This window comes from Winogradskya consettensis, assembly GCF_018332715.1.
GTDB classification, from domain to species: domain Bacteria; phylum Actinomycetota; class Actinomycetes; order Mycobacteriales; family Micromonosporaceae; genus Actinoplanes; species Actinoplanes consettensis.
The window spans coordinates 82608-100613 of record NZ_BOQP01000006.1 but is presented as its reverse complement, the minus strand read 5'-3'; the positions used below and the strand labels follow the sequence as shown (position 1 = coordinate 100613).

At 70.7% G+C, this 18006-nt stretch carries 15 protein-coding genes; 7 read left to right on the top strand and 8 right to left on the bottom strand.

Annotation, left to right across the window (positions count from 1 at the left end):
• The first annotated feature begins 7 nt into the window (after window positions 1–7).
• Entirely contained in the window at window positions 8–2257 is a 2250-nt protein-coding gene (locus Aco04nite_RS06195) for an ATP-binding protein (RefSeq protein ID WP_212996210.1), read from the top strand.
• Here the strand turns inward: Aco04nite_RS06195 and Aco04nite_RS06190 are convergent.
• Genes Aco04nite_RS06190 through Aco04nite_RS06180 form a run of 3 tightly spaced genes read right to left on the bottom strand, consistent with a single transcriptional unit; the run spans window position 2250 to window position 4772 of the window.
• The gene (locus Aco04nite_RS06190) at window positions 2250–2981 is read right to left on the bottom strand and encodes an SDR family oxidoreductase (protein WP_212996209.1); all 732 of its coding nucleotides are present in this window, start codon (window positions 2979–2981) and stop codon (window positions 2250–2252) included. The two genes, Aco04nite_RS06195 and Aco04nite_RS06190, sit on opposite strands and share 8 nt — an antisense overlap.
• Window positions 2978–3895: an alpha/beta hydrolase gene (locus tag Aco04nite_RS06185; protein ID WP_212996208.1), complete on the bottom strand. Its 918-nt coding sequence runs from the start codon at window positions 3893–3895 to the stop codon at window positions 2978–2980. Before Aco04nite_RS06185 ends, Aco04nite_RS06190 begins: the two co-directional genes overlap by 4 nt.
• On the bottom strand, window positions 3888–4772 hold the full coding sequence (locus Aco04nite_RS06180; RefSeq protein WP_212996207.1) for an NAD(P)H-binding protein: 885 nt from the start codon (window positions 4770–4772) through the stop codon (window positions 3888–3890). The genes Aco04nite_RS06185 and Aco04nite_RS06180 overlap by 8 nt, the downstream gene beginning before the upstream one ends.
• 223 nt (window positions 4773–4995) lie before the next feature.
• Between Aco04nite_RS06180 and Aco04nite_RS06175 the strand changes: the two genes are divergently transcribed.
• Both Aco04nite_RS06175 and Aco04nite_RS06170 read left to right on the top strand, forming a co-directional pair.
• Window positions 4996–5856, top strand: coding sequence for a sigma-70 family RNA polymerase sigma factor (locus Aco04nite_RS06175; RefSeq protein WP_212996206.1), 861 nt, complete (start codon window positions 4996–4998; stop codon window positions 5854–5856).
• Between the two features lie 48 nt (window positions 5857–5904).
• On the top strand, window positions 5905–6375 hold the full coding sequence (locus tag Aco04nite_RS06170) for a carboxymuconolactone decarboxylase family protein (RefSeq protein WP_212996205.1): 471 nt from the start codon (window positions 5905–5907) through the stop codon (window positions 6373–6375).
• On the opposite strand, the gene Aco04nite_RS06165 is transcribed toward Aco04nite_RS06170, so the two are convergent.
• The gene (locus tag Aco04nite_RS06165) at window positions 6329–7084 is read right to left on the bottom strand and encodes a class I SAM-dependent methyltransferase (RefSeq protein WP_212996204.1); all 756 of its coding nucleotides are present in this window, start codon (window positions 7082–7084) and stop codon (window positions 6329–6331) included. The genes Aco04nite_RS06170 and Aco04nite_RS06165 overlap by 47 nt on opposite strands.
• 18 nt (window positions 7085–7102) lie before the next feature.
• Here Aco04nite_RS06165 and Aco04nite_RS06160 point away from each other — a divergent pair, with 18 nt between their 5' ends.
• On the top strand, window positions 7103–7516 hold the full coding sequence (locus tag Aco04nite_RS06160; protein WP_212996203.1) for a GNAT family N-acetyltransferase: 414 nt from the start codon (window positions 7103–7105) through the stop codon (window positions 7514–7516).
• On the opposite strand, the gene Aco04nite_RS06155 is transcribed toward Aco04nite_RS06160, so the two are convergent.
• On the bottom strand, window positions 7490–9289 hold the full coding sequence (locus Aco04nite_RS06155) for an ABC transporter ATP-binding protein (protein ID WP_438874902.1): 1800 nt from the start codon (window positions 9287–9289) through the stop codon (window positions 7490–7492). The genes Aco04nite_RS06160 and Aco04nite_RS06155 overlap by 27 nt on opposite strands.
• Window positions 9290–9493: 204 nt before the next feature.
• On the opposite strand from Aco04nite_RS06155, the gene Aco04nite_RS06150 reads away from it, so the two are divergent.
• Window positions 9494–10039 carry a DUF4232 domain-containing protein gene (locus Aco04nite_RS06150; protein WP_212996202.1) on the top strand — a complete coding sequence of 182 codons (546 nt, stop codon included), beginning with the start codon at window positions 9494–9496 and terminating at the stop codon, window positions 10037–10039.
• Window positions 10040–10046: 7 nt separating this feature from the next.
• Here the strand turns inward: Aco04nite_RS06150 and Aco04nite_RS06145 are convergent, their stop codons facing one another.
• Both Aco04nite_RS06145 and Aco04nite_RS06140 read right to left on the bottom strand, forming a co-directional pair.
• Entirely contained in the window at window positions 10047–10457 is a 411-nt protein-coding gene (locus Aco04nite_RS06145) for a response regulator (protein ID WP_212996201.1), read from the bottom strand.
• Window positions 10450–12138, bottom strand: a complete 1689-nt coding sequence (locus tag Aco04nite_RS06140) for a PP2C family protein-serine/threonine phosphatase (RefSeq protein WP_212996200.1) — start codon at window positions 12136–12138, stop codon at window positions 10450–10452. Before Aco04nite_RS06140 ends, Aco04nite_RS06145 begins: the two co-directional genes overlap by 8 nt.
• 89 nt (window positions 12139–12227) lie before the next feature.
• On the opposite strand from Aco04nite_RS06140, the gene Aco04nite_RS06135 reads away from it, so the two are divergent.
• Complete coding sequence (locus Aco04nite_RS06135; RefSeq protein WP_212996199.1) at window positions 12228–13538, top strand: TolB-like translocation protein; 1311 nt, start codon at window positions 12228–12230, stop codon at window positions 13536–13538.
• A 109-nt stretch (window positions 13539–13647) separates the two neighbouring features.
• Here the strand turns inward: Aco04nite_RS06135 and ilvD are convergent, their stop codons facing one another.
• A complete protein-coding gene (ilvD, locus tag Aco04nite_RS06130; protein WP_212996198.1) occupies window positions 13648–15495 on the bottom strand; it encodes a dihydroxy-acid dehydratase in 1848 nt (615 codons plus the stop codon).
• Window positions 15496–15608: 113 nt separating this feature from the next.
• Here ilvD and Aco04nite_RS06125 point away from each other — a divergent pair, with 113 nt between their 5' ends.
• Window positions 15609–17963, top strand: a complete 2355-nt coding sequence (locus Aco04nite_RS06125) for a putative bifunctional diguanylate cyclase/phosphodiesterase (RefSeq protein WP_438874895.1) — start codon at window positions 15609–15611, stop codon at window positions 17961–17963.
• The last annotated feature ends 43 nt before the right edge of the window (window positions 17964–18006 follow it).

Here is an 18006-nt window from a genome sequence, read left to right as displayed (position 1 = left end):
TCGGTTGGTGACTGGTGAGGGGTGGCTTTCCGATCGGGCTACGGCTGCTGAGCTGGAGACCGGGACGACGTTCGACCTGGCGGAGTGTGTCCGGGAGCCGATTCACCGGCTCGGGGGTGTGCAGTCTTACGGCGCGCTGGTTGCTCTCGAGGGTGATCGGGTGGTGGTGGCGAGTGCGAATGCCGCGGGGATGCTCGGGGTCGGGTCGCTTGTCGGGGCGCCGGTGGGGTTGTTGCTGAGCACCGAGCAGGTGGGTGCGCTGACCGGGCTCGCTGACGCGGACACCGGGCAGACGGCGATGATGCCGATCGAGCTGGCGACCGGCGACGGGCCCCGGCGGTTCGATGTGACCGTGCATCGTTCCGACGGGATGCTGGTGCTGGAGTTCGAGCCGCCGGCCCGGGAGCCGGCCAACGAGTTCATGGCGTTCTATGCGCCGATCCGGGCGGCGCTGGTGCGGCTGCAGCGGGCCGTGACCGTCACCGAGGCGTGCCAGGCCGCTGTGCAGGAGATCCGGGCGATTACGGGGTACGACCGGGTGGTCGCCTATCGCTTCGAGTCCGCCGACGGGCCGGGTGAGGTGATCGCGGAGGAGGTCGTGGGGGACTGGGAGCCGTGGCGGGGGTTGTGGTTCCCGGCGACCGACATCCCGCCGCAGGCCCGGCTGCTCTACGAGCGCAACTGGATCCGGGTCATCGCGGACGTCGAGGACACCACCGCGCAGTTGGTGCCGCCGGTCCTGCCCGGGAGCGGTGAGCCGTTGGATCTGTCGCTGTCGGTTCTGCGTACGGTCTCGCCGTTTCATCTCGAGTATCTGCGCAACATCGGTGTGACCTCGTCGATGTCAGTTTCTCTGCTGGCCGGCGGCCGGTTGTGGGGGCTGATCGCGTGTCACGGCCGCGGGGTGCAGCCGCTGAGCCCGCAGCTCCGGGCGGCGTGCGAGTTCTTCGGGGTGGCGCTGTCACTGCACCTGGCCGCGTTGCGGGAACGCGACGACACGGCTGCGCGCGAACGGTCCCGCACGGTCATCGCCCGGCTGATGGAGCGCGTCGCCGCGGACCTGCCGACCGGGTGGGCGAGCGGGCCGGGTGGCCTTGAGCAGGTCGTGGAGAACGATGCGGTTGTCGTACGCACGAACGGCCGCACGATAGTGCACGGCACCGACCCGGGACCCGAGGCGATCACGGCGCTGCTCGCCGAGCTTCCAGAACTGGCGGCCGGGCAGCTCTGGCACAGTGACCGGCTCGCGGAGGAGGTGCCGGCGCTCGCCGCGTTCTCGGGCGTTCTCGACGGCGCTCTGGTGCTGCCGCTCAGTGCCACGGGCGACTGCATCATCTGGGTACGCCGCGAGCGTACGGTGCAGAGACGCTGGGCGATCGATCCCAGCGCACCCGTCGTCCTGGGCCCGCACGGCACCCGGCTGACCCCACGCGGCTCGACCGCGGTCTTCCTCGCCTCGGTGCGCGGCCGCAGCGTGCCGTGGTCGCCGACCGACCTCGCCATGGTCGCCGAGCTGGGCCGCGCGATCATGGAGATCGCGGTGGCGCACGCCCGTCAGCTGGCTGTCCTCAACGCGGAGCTGAGCCGTAGCAACGTCGACCTGGACTCGTTCGCCCACGCCGCCGCGCACGACCTCAAGGAGCCGTTGCGCGGCATCGCGAACACCGCGACGTTCATCGCGGAGGACGCCGCCGACACCCTGGACCCGCAGACCACCCAGCGCCTCGAATCGATCCAGCGCCTCGCCGTACGCATGGACGAGCTGCTCAACGCCCTGCTCTACTACTCCCGCCTCGGCCGCACCGACCTGCGCCGCGAACCGGTCAACCTGCGTGCGGCAACCCTGCGTGCCCTGGAGGTGGCCGGCCCGCGACTCGAAGCGGCCGAGGTCGAGGTGGAGCTGCCCGACCCGGCGGCCATGCTCGCCGCGGATCCGGTGCTCTTCGACGAGATCCTGGTCAACCTCCTCGTCAACGCCGCGAAATACGCCCACCCCACGGGCCCGCGCCGGGTGAGCGTCTTCGCGGAGCCGGCCGGCACCCTCAACGTCCGCGACAACGGCGTGGGCATGCCGCCTCACCTGCGCGAACAGGCCTTCCAGCTGTTCCGCCGCCTGCATCCCAAGTCCGCACCCCGCGACGGGTCGGGGGCGGGCCTGGCGATCGTGCGCCGCATCGTCGAACGCCACGGCGGCCAGGTCTGGGCCGAGGACGCCCCGGGTGGCGGCACGACGATGCGGGCGACTTTTCCTAGCTGACGTCCGGGAAATCGGGCTGCTCCGGGCCATGGGGAATGTCGATGCGGGCCTCGCCCGTGCGCAGGGCGCGGAGGATGACGCGGCCGACGTACTCGGAGGACTGCGGGACCAGACCGCCCGGCCGGACCACCGTGCGGTCCTGGAACATGCCGCCGCCGAACTCCGTCGCGGTGATCGACGGCAGCAGCAGCGTCACCTGGATGTTGTCGTCGGCGAGCTCCAGCCGGGCCACGTCGCTGAGCATGTTGACCGCGCACTTGGTCGCGGCGTAGCTGCCGACGCCCGGGGTGACCGCGCGGGTGCTGCCCGAGCTGACGTTGACGATCCGCCCGCCGCCGGCCGCGCGCAGATGCGGCAGGACGGCCTGGATGCCGTTGACCACGCTCACGACGTTCAGGTTGAGCAGGCCGAGGTATTCCGCCGGGTCGATCTCCTCGATCCGCCGGTGGTAGCCCGCGCCGGCGTTGTTGACCAGCGCGTCCACGCGGCCGTGCCGGTCGGCGGCGGCGGTCGCCAGCGCGTGCACCTGGGCCGGGTCGGTGACATCGGTCGTCACCGCGAGGGCACCGCCCAGCTCCTTGCTCAGCGTCTCGAGACGGTCGGAGCGGCGGGCGGCCAGCACCGGATGGGCGCCGGCTTCGTGCAGCAGCCGGGCGGTGGCCTCGCCGATCCCCGACGACGCTCCGGTGACGATGACGACCTTGCCGGTCAGTGAATCGGTCATTGGTGGCTCCTGAACCAGTCGAGCATGGGATCGGGGCGGCGCTGGAATTCAAGGTAACCGTCCCAGCGCGCGGTGCTGCCCTCGATCCACTGGAGCTTCTTGTCGGTGAGGGGGATCGCGTCGTACATGGCCCGCACGTCCGACGGGTCGGTCAGCACGTCACCGCGTACCTGATAGAGAAACGTGGGGACGCGGACGTGCCGGGCCCATTCCACGGGTACGCGCTGGGCGATGCCGAGACTCGCTCCGGCCCGCTCGACGACGAGCTCCTCGAGCCGCCCGAAGTGCTCACCCAGCTCCAGCGCGGCCAGTCGCCGGCCCATGATGACGCTCGCGGTCACCGGCTGCGGGGCTACCAGCGCGGACACCCCGTCGAAGGCTTCGGGAAACTGCGCCATCGCCGCGAACGTGGAACTCGCCCCCATGCACCGGCTGAACAACCCGATCGTCATGTCCCGGGTGTCGGGGCGGTGCCGCGCGTACGCCAGTGCCCCGGCCACGTCCCGCGCCTCGAGGATGCCCCCGGACACCACGCCGCCGTGGGCCGCGCCGCTGAGTCCGTGATTGCGCAGGTCGTAGGCGAGCACGGCGTACCCTGCGTCGTGCAGGATCCGGTAGTCCGGGATGAAGTTCACCTCGAAACCGTTGCCGCTGCCCACCCACGCCGAGTGCCACGGCTCCAGGTGCGTCGGCATCCCGGAGCGGGTGAAACCCATCGGATGGTTGGCGATGATCAGTTTGTCGGCGCCCGGCGCGGGGATGAACCACCCTTCGAGGGGTACGCCGTCCCGCGCCGAAAACGTCACGTCCTCGTATTCGAGCCCCGCCTCGGACGGCAGGTGCAGAACCGGGGAGCGCGGCGTGAACACGAACCCGTCGGCGAACCGGGCCAGCGTCTGCTCGACGTCAGGCATCGACGGCCGGCTTCAGGATCTCGGTGCACCACTCGCGGAACGTTGTCGGGGTGCCGGCTTCGGGCGTACGCGTAACGCCCTGGTCGAGGCCGTTGTTCTTCGCCACGGCCATGTCGAGCAGACCCTGGGCCATCGCCTCGGACATCCCGTTGCCCATCATCCTCGCCTTGAACGCGTCGCCGGGGATCTGCTGGTAGCGCACCTCGCGGCCGAGCACGTCGGAGATGATCGCGGCCATCCGGTCGAAGCTCAGATCCTCCGGTCCGAGCACCGGGACCTCGTCGAAACCGGTCCAGGTGCCGTCGAGCAGCAGCCGCACGGCGACGGCTGCGATGTCCCGGGTGGCGACCGTCGGCACGGCCAGGCCGGGCAGCGAGGGGCCGTAGAAAACGCCCTGCGCCTTGATCGGACCGGCCTGCCGCAGCGTGTTGTCCATGAAGGACGGCATGGTCAGAGCCCGGTACGGTACGCCCGAAGCCGCGATCAGGTCGTCCATGGCCAGCGTCGCGGTGACATACCCGGCCTGCCCCGAGACCGCGGTGCCACGACCCAGCGCGGAGACCCCGACCACCCGCCCGACGCCCTGCTCACGGAACGCCTCGATGCCCGGCCGCGCGAATCCGGAGTACGCCGCGTCGACACTCGGCGCGGCATGGCCGGCAGGCACGAGCCAGAAGACCGCGTCGGCACCCGCGAACGCCTCGGCCACGACCGCCGGGTCACTGTGGGAGCCCCGGACCACCTCGACGCGCTCGGCGACGCCCGCTGCGAGCCGAGCCGGATCCCGGACCACGACACGGACCGGCGCACCGGCATTGAGCAGGCCCGCAACGACCTGGGACCCGATGTTCCCGGTAGGGGAAGTAACAACAATCATGCAATGAGTCAACGTCCGCAGCACCGAGAAGGGAAAGACCGGCTCCCTCTCGGTTGATACCGCACGGATATCAATAACCCCTAGGTCAGCCGGAGGACGCTCGCCGCGGTCGGCGTGAAGCCGCAACGCTCCAGGTAGAAATCAACCTCGAACGCTATCTGTCACCTTTGCCGCGGCCGGCTCGTCAGGTTCGTGACGGAGTTCGCTCGGGGAAGGTGGCGACATGACCGGGACGGCCTCGGAGCTGGCGGAGGCTTTTGAACTGCAGCGGGGGCGACTGGTCGGGGTCGCATACCGGGTGCTCGGGTCGCGGGTGGACGCCGAGGACGCCGTGCAGGAGGCGTGGCTGCGGCTGGCTCGGCAGGACGCGGACGGCGTCGACAATCTGGCGGGGTGGCTGACGACCGTTGTCGGGCGGATCTGCATCGACATGCTGCGGTCACGGAAGGCCAGACCCGAGGTTTCGTACGAGGACCGGCTGCCCGAGTTCGTGGTGACCGAGGATCACGGCTTGGACCCCGGGGAGGAGTCGGTGCTCGCCGAGTCTGTGGGGCTGGCGCTGCTGGTGGTGCTCGACACGCTCAGCCCGGTCGAGCGGCTGGCGTTCGTGTTGCACGACATGTTCGCGGTGCCGTTCGACGAGATCGGAGCGGTGCTCGGCAGGTCCACCGATGCCACGAAGATGCTGGCAAGCCGGGCCCGCCGCAAGGTGCAGGACCCGCGCGGTCCCGCTGAGGAGTCGCGGCAGCAACGCGCCGTCGTCGACGCGTTTCTCGCGGCGGCCCGGGAGGGGGATTTCGACGCTCTGGTGCGGCTGCTGGACCCCGAGGTGACGTGGCGGTCGTACACCGCGCGCCGGATGATCTCACTGCGCGGAGCCGAGGAGGTGGCCGACCGTGCCCTGCGTGGGGCCCGGGCCACGGCGACGTCGCGGCGGGTGCTGGTCGACGGCAAGCCCGGGGTCGTGTCGACGAGTGCCAAGGGCAAGCTGCTGGGCGTGCTCGCGTGCACCGTGGCCGACGGCCGGATCGTCGAGATCGTGTCGACGACCGACCCCGCGCGGATCGCGCCGTTACGTTCCTGACTGCCGTCTCGTCGTAGTCGTAACAGACCCTCGATGAAGGAGTACGTCATGCAGGCTCGGCTCAACCCGTTCGGTACGGACCTCGCGCCGAAGATCGTGAAGGCCCTCGTGTCGGCGAACAAAATGCTGGTCGACTCGACGCTGCCGACGGCGACCCAGGAGTTGGTGAAGATCCGGGTCAGCCAGATCAACGGCTGCGGGTGGTGCCTCGACATGCACACCAAGGACGCCGCAGCGGCGGGGGAGACGTCGGTGCGGTTGAACCTGGTAGGGGCGTGGCGGGAGGCGCCGGTCTTTACGGATGCGGAGCGGGCCGCCCTGGAACTCGCCGAGCAGGGCACCCGGCTCGCTGACGGTGCCGGGGTCGGCGACGACGTGTGGGCGAACGCCGCCAAGCATTACGACGAGGAGCAGCTGATGGCCCTCGTCGCCTCGATCGCCCTGATCAACGCGTTCAACCGGATCAACGTCATCACCCGGCAGCCGGCGGGGGACTACCGGCCGGGTCAGTACGCATGACCAACAGATCCAGGTGATCGATGACCGGGCCGGTCGTGGTCTCGGCCGCTGCGCGCAGCCGTTCGAGGCCGGTGGCGTACTCCTCGTCGGTGATCAGTTGAAGTGGGGTGTGTGCCTCGCGGCGCAGCGTCGCGACGATCTCCTGCAGCGAGGACGCGGTGTGCTGCGGGACCTTGGAGAGTTTGACGGTACGGAACCCCGCAAACGCCTCCTCGATGTCGGCGACGCTGGGGTAGGTGTCCAGCACCCGCACAGCCTCGGTGAAGTACCGGAACTGCGTGATCCCCTCGGGCCGGCCCGCGAACGCCGACCGGATCAGCACCACAGCGCCGGGCCGCAGCACCCGGCGCAGCTCGGCGGCGGCCGCGGCCAGGTCAGGCACGTGGTGGATCACGGTGGAGATCCACACCGCGTCCACACTGGAATCCGGTAGCGGGATCGCGGCGGCGTCACCGGCCAGGATCGGCTGGAACACCGACAGGTCCCGCATCGCGGCCGACGGCTCGACCGCGACCACCTCGACACCGGGAAACCACTCGGTGAACGTCCTCGACCAGCTGCCCGTGCCGGCGCCGAGGTCCAGCAATCGGCTGCCCGGCTTCGGATCGAAGTGCTCGACGATCGCGGCACGCCAGGACGAGGCGTCGCCGAGGTGCCGGGTCGCCGCGAAAGCCTGGGCATCCGTGTGGTTGTAAGCGATGCGCGCCATGCTGACAGAATTGCCGACGTGATCAACGTACGTCAATTCCAATGGACCGACTTCGATGCGGTGACGGCGGTGTGGGAAGCGGCGGGCCGCGACGTCGTGACCCGCCCCGAGCTCGAGGCCAAGCTGACCCGCGATCCCGAGCTCTTCCTGGTGGCAGCGTCCGATGACGAGGTGGCCGGGGTCGTGCTCGGCACCTACGACGGTCGCCGGGGCTGGATCCTCCGGCTGGCCGTCCACCCCGGACACCGCCGCAAAGCCATCGCGAGTCAGCTGGTGAAGGAGCTCGAGGACCGCTTCGAACGCATCGGCTGCCCCCGGGTGAACCTCCTGGTCATGCCCGACAACGAGAGCGGCCTGCGGTTCTGGCAGGCCCTCGGCTACATCCCGTATCCCGACGTGCTCTGCTCAAAGCCCCTGCGCTCCGGCGTCTAGGAAACCGCCGGACTGACGGGCCCACAATGTCGCGTAGAGGCCACCCTGATCGAGCAGCTCGCGGTGGGTGCCCTGCGCGACGATCCGGCCCGCGTCCAGCACGACGATGCGGTCCATCCGCGCGATCGTGGAGAGCCGGTGCGCAACCGCGAGGACCGTGCGACCCGCCATTACGCGGTCCAGTGACTCCTGGATGACCGCCTCCGCCTCGGAGTCGAGCGCCGACGTCGCCTCGTCCAGGACCAGGATCGGGGCGTCGCGGTGCAGGGCCCGGGCCAGCGCTATCCGTTGCCGCTGACCGCCGGAGAGCCGTACGCCGCGTTCGCCGACCTGGGTCGCGTACCCGTGGTCAAGGTCTTTGATGAAGTCGTCGGCTGCCGCTGATCGGGCGGCGGCCGCGATGGTCGCGTCGTCGCCGGAGCCGATGTTCTCCCGGATCGAGCGGTGCAGCAGCATCGCCTCCTGGCTGACCATGGCGATGCGCCGGCGCAGGCTCTGCTGGGTGACCCCGGTGATGTCCTGCCCGTCGATCTCGATCGTGCCCGCCTCCGCGTCGTAGAAGCGCAGCAGCAGGTTGACCAGGGTGGACTTTCCCGCCCCGGACCGACCGACCAGACCGACCCGCTCGCCAGGCCCGATCCGCAGGGACAGCCGGTCGAGACCGCCGGCGCCGCGACCGTAATGGTGGCTGACCGCCGTGAACGTGATCGAGCCGCCGGACACTGCAAGCTCCTTGGCGTCCGGGCGGTCCGCGACGGCGAGCGGCTGGGCGATCGTGACGAGTGCGCGGCGCAGCGCACCGATCGAGCCGAACAATGCCGACACGGCGTCCAGCAGCCACTCGGCGAGCGAGGTAATGCGGAAACTGAGTGCTAGTGCGGCGGCGACGAGGCCGATCGGGGCGGCACCGGAACGCCACAGCACGATGCCGTACCCGACCAGGCCCGCCAGCAGGATGCCGCTGAGTGCGGTCATGGCGCCGTTCATGGTGACTTCCAGCCGCTGTACGCCGAGCTGAGCCCGCCGTGCGTCAGCGAAGACCCGGCGGTCGGTGCGTTCCTCGGCGTCCCGGTCGGCGAGCAGTGCCAGCGTGTCGGCGTTCGCGTACGAGTCGACGAGCAGCCCGGTCAGCGCGGAGTTCGCCTCCTGGTGCGTGGCGGAGGCGCGACGGTAGCGGGGAATCACGTATCCCATGAGGGCGGCGTAACAGGCGAGCCAGATGCCGAGCGGGAGCAGCAGCCGCGGGTCGGTGGCCGCCATCAGCCAGGCCGAGCCCACTATGTACGCCGCGATGAAAGCCAGCGCGTGCACGGTGTTGTAGACGCAACTGGTCGCCGCGGCACCACCGTCGCGTACCCAGGTGGCGGTCCGTCCGGCCAGATCCCGGCGGAACCAGCCGACCGGTTGCAAAGAGACGTACCGGTGGGCGCGCCACGTTGCCCGGGTCAGCGCGTTCGGCTTGAGGACGAGGTCGTCGATCGCCTCCCGGACCAGGTGGACCAGCGGCCGGGCGATCAGGACCAGCGCCGCGGCGCCGAGCAGCTCCCGGCCGTGGTCGCGCCACAGGTTGCCGGGGTCGGTCGCGCCGAGCAGATCGACGAGGCGGCCTGCGTACGCGATCAGCCAGACCTCGATGCCGGCACTGATCGCCGCGAGCACAACACTGGCCGCGATCACGCCGCGCAGGGGTTTGACCTCATGCCACAGGTACGCGCCGACGGTGGCCGGCGGGGTAGCTGTTACATCCTCGGGAAACGGGTCGATGCGGAACAGGGGAATCCTCCAGGCTGGATCGAAACGGGGGCCGGCGTCGCGATCTGCCTCATGATTCGATCTCCTTCGAGTCCCGGGTCAACGCCTGGACCGTAGCGCCTCCGGGGGTGGCACGAAACCGTGATTTCCGGGGGGCGGTGAGTCTCTAGATTTCTTCTCAGGAGCCGGGCCCTGGTGGTCCAGCCGGTCGAGGGGAACAGAACGATGCGCGTACGAGTGCTGGTTGTGACCGCGGTGGCGGTTGTGTCCGCGGTGGCCGGCAGTGCGCTGGCGCTGCACAACCCCTCCAAGGCCGAGGCTGCGGCCCTGGGGCCATGCGCCATCGGGAACCTGTCGACGACGGCCACCGATGAGGAGATGTTCGAGAAGGGCGGCGAGTTCTTCGAGAACGTGCGGCTCACCTACACGAACAAGTCGGCTGCCACGTGCATCCTCTCGGGCAACCCCGTGGTCGCGCTGACCGGCCCGACGACCGGTGGCTGGAAGCAGACCGTCAACCTGCCCGGCACCGGGAAAGCGACGACGCTGACGCTGGCGCACGGTGAGTCGGCGCACTCGACGATCCGCGTGCGGCTGCTGCCGGAGGAGGAGCACATGTGGCAGCCGGCGGCGCTGCGGGTCCGGTTGCAGGGCACCGCGGCCGCGGCGAGTGTGGCGTGGCCCGAGGGGCTGACCATCCGTCAGGAGAACAAGACGCTGCCCGGGCTCGGCCTGCCGAACAGCATCGGGGCACCGGTTCTCGGCGCCTGATCCGCTGTCAACCGCGGGAGCGCCAGTAGTCCAGCGTCTGGTGCAGGACCGTACGGAACAGTGCGAAGTTGATCGGCTTGAAGATGTAGCTGTCCGCGCCGGCCGCGTAGCAGGCGTCCGCCTCGGCCTGGTCCTCCGATGACGTGAACACGACGAGGATCAGGGCGCTCACGGCGGGTTCGGCGCGGATCCGTTTGATCACGTCGAGTCCGCCCTCGCCGGGCATGTTCAGGTCGAGCAGGACCATGCCGGGCAGGGTCGCACCGGCGGCTGTCAGCCGGGGCATGACCTCGGCGCCGGAGCGCAGGAATTCCAGTCTCACCTGGGGGTGGGAGCGCCCGATGGCCCGCCCGATCGCCTCGACATCCTCGTCCGAGTCCTCGACGACCAGCACCAGGTCCCGGTCGGTTTCACCCATCGTGATGCTCCTCAGCGCGTACGGCCAGCACGGCGATGTCGTCGGCCACCGCGCCGCCGAAGATGGCGGAGGCCTGGCTCAACTCGTGGACGAGCGTCTCGACGGGGGCGTCGCGCAGCCGGTCGAGAGCCTGCCACAGCGCCGCGTGGTCGAACATGACGCCGTCGGCGTCGCGGGCCTCGGTCAGCCCGTCGGTGAACATCAGCAGGGCGTCGCCCGGGGCGAGCAGCAGCCTGGACCGTCCGATGGTGGCCTGCGGGAGCACCCCGAGCGGGATGCCACCGCCCCGGGCCGCCTGCGCGGAACGGCCGCGGCGCAGCACGATCGGGGCGGGGTGACCGGCGGAGTTCCACTGCACGGCGAGGCCTTTCGCGGCCGGGCGCAGCATGGCGACCCCGGCCGTGACGAACCGCCAGGAGCCGTCGCGGCGCAGGCCGGTGTTGAGCCGCCCGAGCGCCCGCGCGGGCGAGACGCCCTCGGTCAGCAGGGTGCCCAGGGTGTGCCGGGCCATGCCGGTCAGGGCCGCAGCCTCGGGCCCGCGCCCGCAGACATCACCGACCAGGGCCGCGACCACGCCATCCGTACGCGTCACCACGTCGTAGAAGTCGCCGCCCACCTCGGTGACCCGGTCACCGACCGCATACGAGGCGGCGATCGCGATGCCCGGCACGACCGGCAGCCGGCTGGGGAGCAGATGCTGCTGCATGGTCACCACGTCACGCCGCCGCTGCTCGTAGAGCTCGCCGTTGTCAATGGCCAGCGCCGCCCGGTAGGCGAGGTCGCGCAGGAAGTCCGGCGGCGGGATCCGGTCGTCGCCGCGGTCGAAGAGGAAGAGCAGCACGCCGAGCACCCGGCCGCGGGCGCGCAGGAGCTGCGGGTGAATGGTCCGGGTGCCGGCGCTGTCGGTATCGCCCGAGTGCACCCGCTCGGCGTTGCCCGCCACGGCCCTGCTCGCCAGGTCGGACAGGCATGCGGCGTACGCGGGGTTCGCCAGCGCCGTGTCGAGGCGGCGCATGTCGACGTGCACGGCGCTGCGCAGGAGCAGTTTGTCATCCTCGAGGACGTAGACGAGGCAGCCCTCGGCGATGGCCGGCACCGCCATCCGGGCCGCCCGGTGCATCGTCTGCGTGGTGTCCAGCACAGCGTCCATCTGCAGCGACGCCTCCGCGAGCAGGGCGTCGCGCATCTGCTGCTCGTCCTCGGTACGCCCGGCCAGGAGCCGGCGGATCGCCTCCCTGGTCACGTCGACGATCTGCGCCAGGCAGGCCTGCAACCGGGGCAGATCGGCATCGGCGCCGGCCACGACGAGCATGCTGCCGGCTTCCGCGCCGGGAACGTCGAGCCGGGCGGAGAGCACCTGCCGGGCGCCCTGGGCCCGCAGACTCTCCAGCTCCGGACCGATGGGGGCCACCGGCAGCTCCCGGGCCGCGATCTTTTCCGCCTCGGCGCGATCTTCCTGCCGCAACGGCAGACCAGCCCATCGGTACGCCGAAATGCCGCCGGCCGGATCGTGCCGCAACCCCCACACGGCGAGCACCCCGGGCTCGGTGAGCAGCGGCGGTAACACCAGATCGGCAAGTTGATCACGCGCAGTGATAACGGTGACCGAGCTCCAGAGCCGATGCAGCGTCGCCGCCCACCCGAGTTCGACCCCGACCACAGCCACCTCCCGAACGACCACCTACGCAGCGTAACGGTGCTGCGGGCCCGGGCAAGTATTCACTGATCGTTGCACTACGGCAAGTATCGACCCGCCGCATACTTCCTGACGTGCGCAGATCCATTCTCATCGTGCTCGCCGCGGGCCTCGCCGGGCTGGCGGCAGGTCTCATCGCCCCGGGAAACGGGCTCAGCGGCGGTGGGCAGCTCGCGCTGCCTCAGCGGATCTCCACGCCCTATCCGTGGACGCCCGGCCTGGACCAGGCGCCGCTGCGGTCGGCCTCGGTGCTGGTCGACACCGGCGACATCGACAACGCTGGCAACGCGGGCAACAGCGGCAACGCCGGCAACACCGTGGGCGTCGTCGGCGACTCGTACCGGCGGCTGTCGTTCGCTGGGCCGCCCGGTGAAGGAGCGCTGCTGTCGCCGGACGGCACCCGCATCGCCTACCGGGTGCTCGGCGCCCTCGTCATCCGAGCGATCGACGGCACCTCGACGCGGGTGTTCCCTGACGGCAGCGGGGGCGGCGGGCCCCGGGGGTGGTCCGCCGACGGCACGCTGCTCGCCGTTGACCGCGGCACGCAGCTGGGGCTCCTTGAACCGGGCAGCGGTCAGGTCCGGGCGGTGGGGACGGTGCCCGCGGAATGGGACGGGCCGGTCGCGTTCACCCGGGCCGGCGATCGGTTGGCGTATCAGGTCGGGCAGCGGATGGTGATCGCCGGCACCGATGGTGCTCAGGAATCCGAGTTCGCGGTGCCGGCGGGGATGGTGCTTTCAGGGAAGGGCGCTTGGACGCCGGACGGCGCGTCGCTGCTGGTCGGCGGCTTGGCGGGGGACGGCTGGCAGTTCCGGACGTTACGGGCGTCGGACGGGTCGGTGGATCCTGCTCCGGCGCTCGGCGTGTTGCGTCACGCCGTTGCTGGGCGGGCTCTGGGGTGGCGGCCTGACGGGACGCTGGTCGCCGTGGCTTACGAACCCGCCGCGGCGTTCCCCGGTGCGGGACCGCTGGTTTCCGGATCGGGCAGCGTGTCGTCCGGGACGGTGGCGGGGGTCCGCGTGGTGGGGCTGGTCCGTGGGGATGCGGCGGAGCGTTTGCTGATGGAGGTGCCGGAGGGGGTCAGCGGCGTCGACGTCGCGGGGCAGGCTGTGGTGCGGTCAGGGCCGGCCGTGGGGGTGGCGGTATGGCCGGTCGCGCGGTGGTGGCTTGCCGGGGTTGTTTTTGTGGTGCTCGCGGTGGCCGGGTTGTGGCGGTTGCACGGGCGTGGCCTGCCAGAACGCCTACGGCGCGCGCTGGGGACGCGGGCGGCGCGGCGGGCCGGCAAGAAGCGTGGGCCGGGGGACGGTGGGGAGGTGCGGGTGAGTGGAGGGGAGAACCCGGCGGATGCGCGACCGGCCGGGCCACGCACGGAGATCCGCGAGTGACTCGGCCGGTCGGTGGTGCGGTTGTTGCGCGCCGTCGGGCGTAATTACAGCGACGTGAAGTAGGTCGTTGCGAAAGTGACTGACGGCCACCGGCACTGACCAGCTGGGTTTATTCGGGGACCTTGCGGTAGGCGCCGTCGCTGGCGCTGGTGGCCATGGAGGCGTAGGCGCGCAGGGCGGCGGAGACCGGGCGGGTGCGGTCGGCCGGGGTGTAGGGCTTGGGGCGGCGTTCCTGCTCGTGGCGGCGCTGGGCGAGGTCCTCGTCGGTGACGTTGAGGGAGATGGTGCGGCCGGGGATGTCGATGGTGATCTCGTCGCCGGTTTCGACCAGGGCGATGAGGCCGCCCGAGGCTGCCTCCGGGGAGACGTGGCCGATGGAGAGGCCGCTGGTGCCGCCGGAGAAGCGGCCGTCGGTGATCAGGGCGCAGGCCTTGCCGAGGCCGCGGCCCTTGAGGAAGCTCGTGGGGTAGAGCATTTCCTGCATACCGGGGCCGCCGCGGGGGCCCTCGTAGCGGATGATCACGACGTCGCCGGCCACGACCTGTTTGCCGAGGATGCCGGTGACCGCGTCGTCCTGGCTCTCGAAGACGCGGGCCGGGCCGGTGAATTTCCACAGGGTCTCGTCGACGCCGGCGGTCTTGACGACGCAGCCGTCCGGGGCGAGGTTGCCGAAGAGGATCGCCAGGCCGCCGTCGGCGGTGTAAGCGTGCTCGAACGAGCGGATGCAGCCGGCCTCGGCGTCGGTGTCGAGCTTGGCCCACCTGTTCTCGGTGCTGAACGGGAGCACGGTGCGCACGCCGCCGGGGGCCGCGTGGAAGAGCTCCAGCGCCTGGTCGGTGGGCTGACCGCTGCGGATGTCCCAGTCGTTGAGCCACGAGGTGAGGTCGGGGGAGTGCACCGAGCGGACGTTGGTCTTCAGGGCGCCGCCGCGGTTCAGCTCGCCGAGCAGGGCGGGGATGCCGCCGGCGCGGTGGACGTCCTCCATGTGGTACTTCGGGCTGTTCGGGGCGACCTTGGCCAGGCAGGGCACGCGGCGGGAGATGGCGTCGATGTCGGCGACGCTGAAGTCGAGCTCGGCCTCGCGGGCCGCCGCCAGCAGGTGGAGCACCGTGTTGGTGGAGCCGCCCATCGCGACGTCCAGGGCGACGGCGTTCTCGAAGGCGTCGCGGTTGGCGATGCTGCGCGGCAGGACGCTCTCGTCGTCGTTCTCGTAATACTGCTTCGCGATGTCGACGATCAGCTCGCCGGCCTTCTCGAAGAGCGCCTTGCGGGAGGCGTGGGTGGCCAGCGTCGAGCCGTTGCCGGGCAGCGCCAGGCCGATCGCCTCGGTGAGGCAGTTCATCGAGTTGGCGGTGAACATGCCGGAACACGAGCCGCAGGTCGGGCACGCCGAGCGCTCGATCGTGTCGAGCTGCTCGTCGGTGACGTTCTCGTTGGCGCTGGCCGACATGGCGTCGACGAGGTCGAGCTTCTCGTGCACGATGCCCTCGATGGCGACCGTCTTGCCGGCCTCCATCGGGCCGCCGGAGACGAAGACCGTCGGGATGTTGAGCCGAAGCGCGGCGATCAGCATGCCGGGAGTGATCTTGTCGCAGTTCGAGATGCAGACCAGGGCGTCGGCGCAGTGCGCGTTGACCATGTATTCGACCGCGTCGGCGATCAGCTCGCGGCTGGGCAGCGAGTAGAGCATGCCGCCGTGGCCCATGGCGATGCCGTCGTCGACCGCGATCGTGTTGAACTCGCGGCCGATCCCGCCCGCCTCGAAGATGGAGTCGGCGACGAGGCCACCGAGATCCTTGAGGTGGACGTGCCCCGGTACGAACTGGGTGAAACTGTTGGCAATCGCCACGATGGGCTTGCCGAAGTCGTCGTCGGTCATGCCGGTGGCGCGCCAGAGGGCGCGGGCGCCGGCCATCGTCCGACCGTGTGTAGAGGTCCGGGAACGCAGCTCAGGCATGAGCCCATAGTGCCACCGCCGGTAAGGACCGGCCCCGTGTCAGGCACCACTAAGTCCATAGGTCGGGACACCCAACCCTCGATTAAAAGATCCGAATGCGGCAGAGTGTTCCCGTGCACTCACCGTCCGGCGTGGAGCTGGCCGGGCTGGCGAGCCTCGTGGTCGCGGTCCCGGCCGTCGCTCTGCTGGCCAACTCGGGGCGCAGGCACACCGGTGCCGCCCGCCGAGCCCACCTCCTGCTCGCCGCCGGTGCCGCCGTCGCGACCGCGGCCGCGCTGGCCGGGGCGCTGAGCGCGATCTCGTACGGCTCCAGCCGCACCCTCGGCCAGGCGGTGGCCGCCGCGACGGCACTGGGCACGCTCACCCTGCTGATCGGGACGCTGATGCTGCCGGGCGCCGCGGAGAACCGCCGCGCCGGGCTGCGTCACCTGCTCGACGGGCTGATCATCGCCGCGGCCCTGTGGTTCGTCGGCTGGGTGCTCGTCGCCGAGCCGACCCGGATCCTCGGCGGCCGTACCCCCGTGCAGTGCCTGTCGATCCTGCTCCCGGCCGGGGTCGTCGCCATCGCCGTAGGGGTGACCGCGATGCTCGCCATGCACGCGCACCGGCCCCGGCACGTCACGGTCCGGGTCGCTGCCGGGGTGACGGTCGTCGCACTGGCCGCCACCGCGCTGTCCAGCGGGATCTGCCAGGGCAAAGCGGACGTCGTGCTGGTCGGCGCGCTGCTGCTGCCGGCCGGGCTGCTCGTGGTCGCCCACGCTGTGAAGATCGCCGACCGCCCGGTCACGGTCACCGGGGACATCACCCAGCGCGGCTCCGGGTACGCGTTCGTCCCGATGGCCGCCATGATCATCGCTGGGACGTACCACATCCTGGCCGGTGGCGAGTTCACCGGACTCGGCTTCCTCGGCGTCAGCGTGGAGGGGTTCGCGCTGGTCAGCCGGCAGTATCTCGCGCTGGGCGACGTGCGGAACTACACGCTGCAGCTGCGGCACCGCGAGGCGCACTTCCGCGAGCTCGCGCACACCGACCCGCTGACCGGGCTCGCCAACCGCCGTGGCCTGGTCCGGGCGCTGCGCGAGCGGTCGGCGACGAACCGCACCCTGGTCAGCCTCGATCTGGACGGCTTCAAGAACGTCAACGACATGCGCGGGCACGACGTCGGCGACGCGGTGCTGGCCGAGGTGGGCGATCGGCTGCGCGTGAACCTGCGCGACGGCGACGTGGCCGCGCGGCTGGGCGGTGACGAGTTCGCGGTGCTGATGGCCGCCTCGCCCGAGGAGGCGCTCGCGGTCGGGCAGCGGCTGCTGACGGTGCTGTGCGAGCCGTACGGCACCGGCGACGGCCCCGTCTTCCTCTCCGCGAGCATCGGCGTCGCGGGCTCACCCTCACCCGGCGACACCGGCGAACTGATGCGCGACGCCGACCTCGCCCTGCGCTACGCGAAGCAGCGCGGCAAGAACCGGGTCGAGAGCTACCAGAAGCGCTACGACGAGCTGCTGCGCCGGCACAGCGTGCTGGAGAACGAGCTGCGGCACGCCATCGACCGCGATCAGCTGAGACTGGTCTTCCAACCGGTGGTGGCCCTTCCCTCGGTGCGCCCGGTAGGCGCCGAGGCACTGCTCCGCTGGACCCACCCGGAGCTCGGCTCGGTCCGGCCCGACGAGTTCATCCCGGTCGCCGAGGAGTCCGACCTCATCTGCGTGCTCGGCACCTGGGTGCTCGACCAGGCCTGCGCGCAGCTCGCCAAGTGGCTGACCGCGGGGCACGACGTGTGGGTGTCGGTGAACCTGTCACCCAAGGAGCTGCACGCCGCCGACTACGCGGGACGGGTCGCGGCGGTGCTGCGCAAGTACGGCGTGCCGCCACAGCGGCTCGTGCTGGAGGTCACCGAGCACGCCGTCGCCACCGACATGGACGAGCTGATCCGCCGGCTGGTCGAGCTCCGGTCGACCGGGGTCCGGATCGCGCTGGACGACTTCGGCGCCGGCTACTCCTCACTCGGGCAGCTCCGCAACCTCCCGGTGGACATCCTCAAGATCGACCGTGCGCTGGTGGCCGAGCCGGAGTCGCGGACCGGGATGGCCGCGCCGCTGGTCGACGTGGTGGCACGGCTCGGGCACAGGCTGGGGCTGGAGGTGCTCGCCGAGGGCATCGGCACCCCGGCGCAGCGCGAGGTGGTCGAGGAGGCCGGGTGCCGGCTGGGGCAGGGCTCGCTGTTCGGCTGGGGCGTGCCGGCCGAACATCTGGAGACCCAGTTGCGTACGGCCCGGCAGTCCGGGGCCCGTCCGGTGCCCGCGGCGCGGAGCCGTCCCACGGTTACGAACAGCGCACCGGCGCGCAGTCAGATCATCATGCTCGGACCCGGGATGCGCCAGGTCAGAGCGGTTCTGCCGACCGACCCCGCCTTTTCGAGTGACCAAGATGTGAGATCAGTTGACGCACCACGTGAGATGGGGCAGTCTTAGCCGCATGTGTTCGACGTTTCTCGTAGTACTTAGTTGAGCGCGC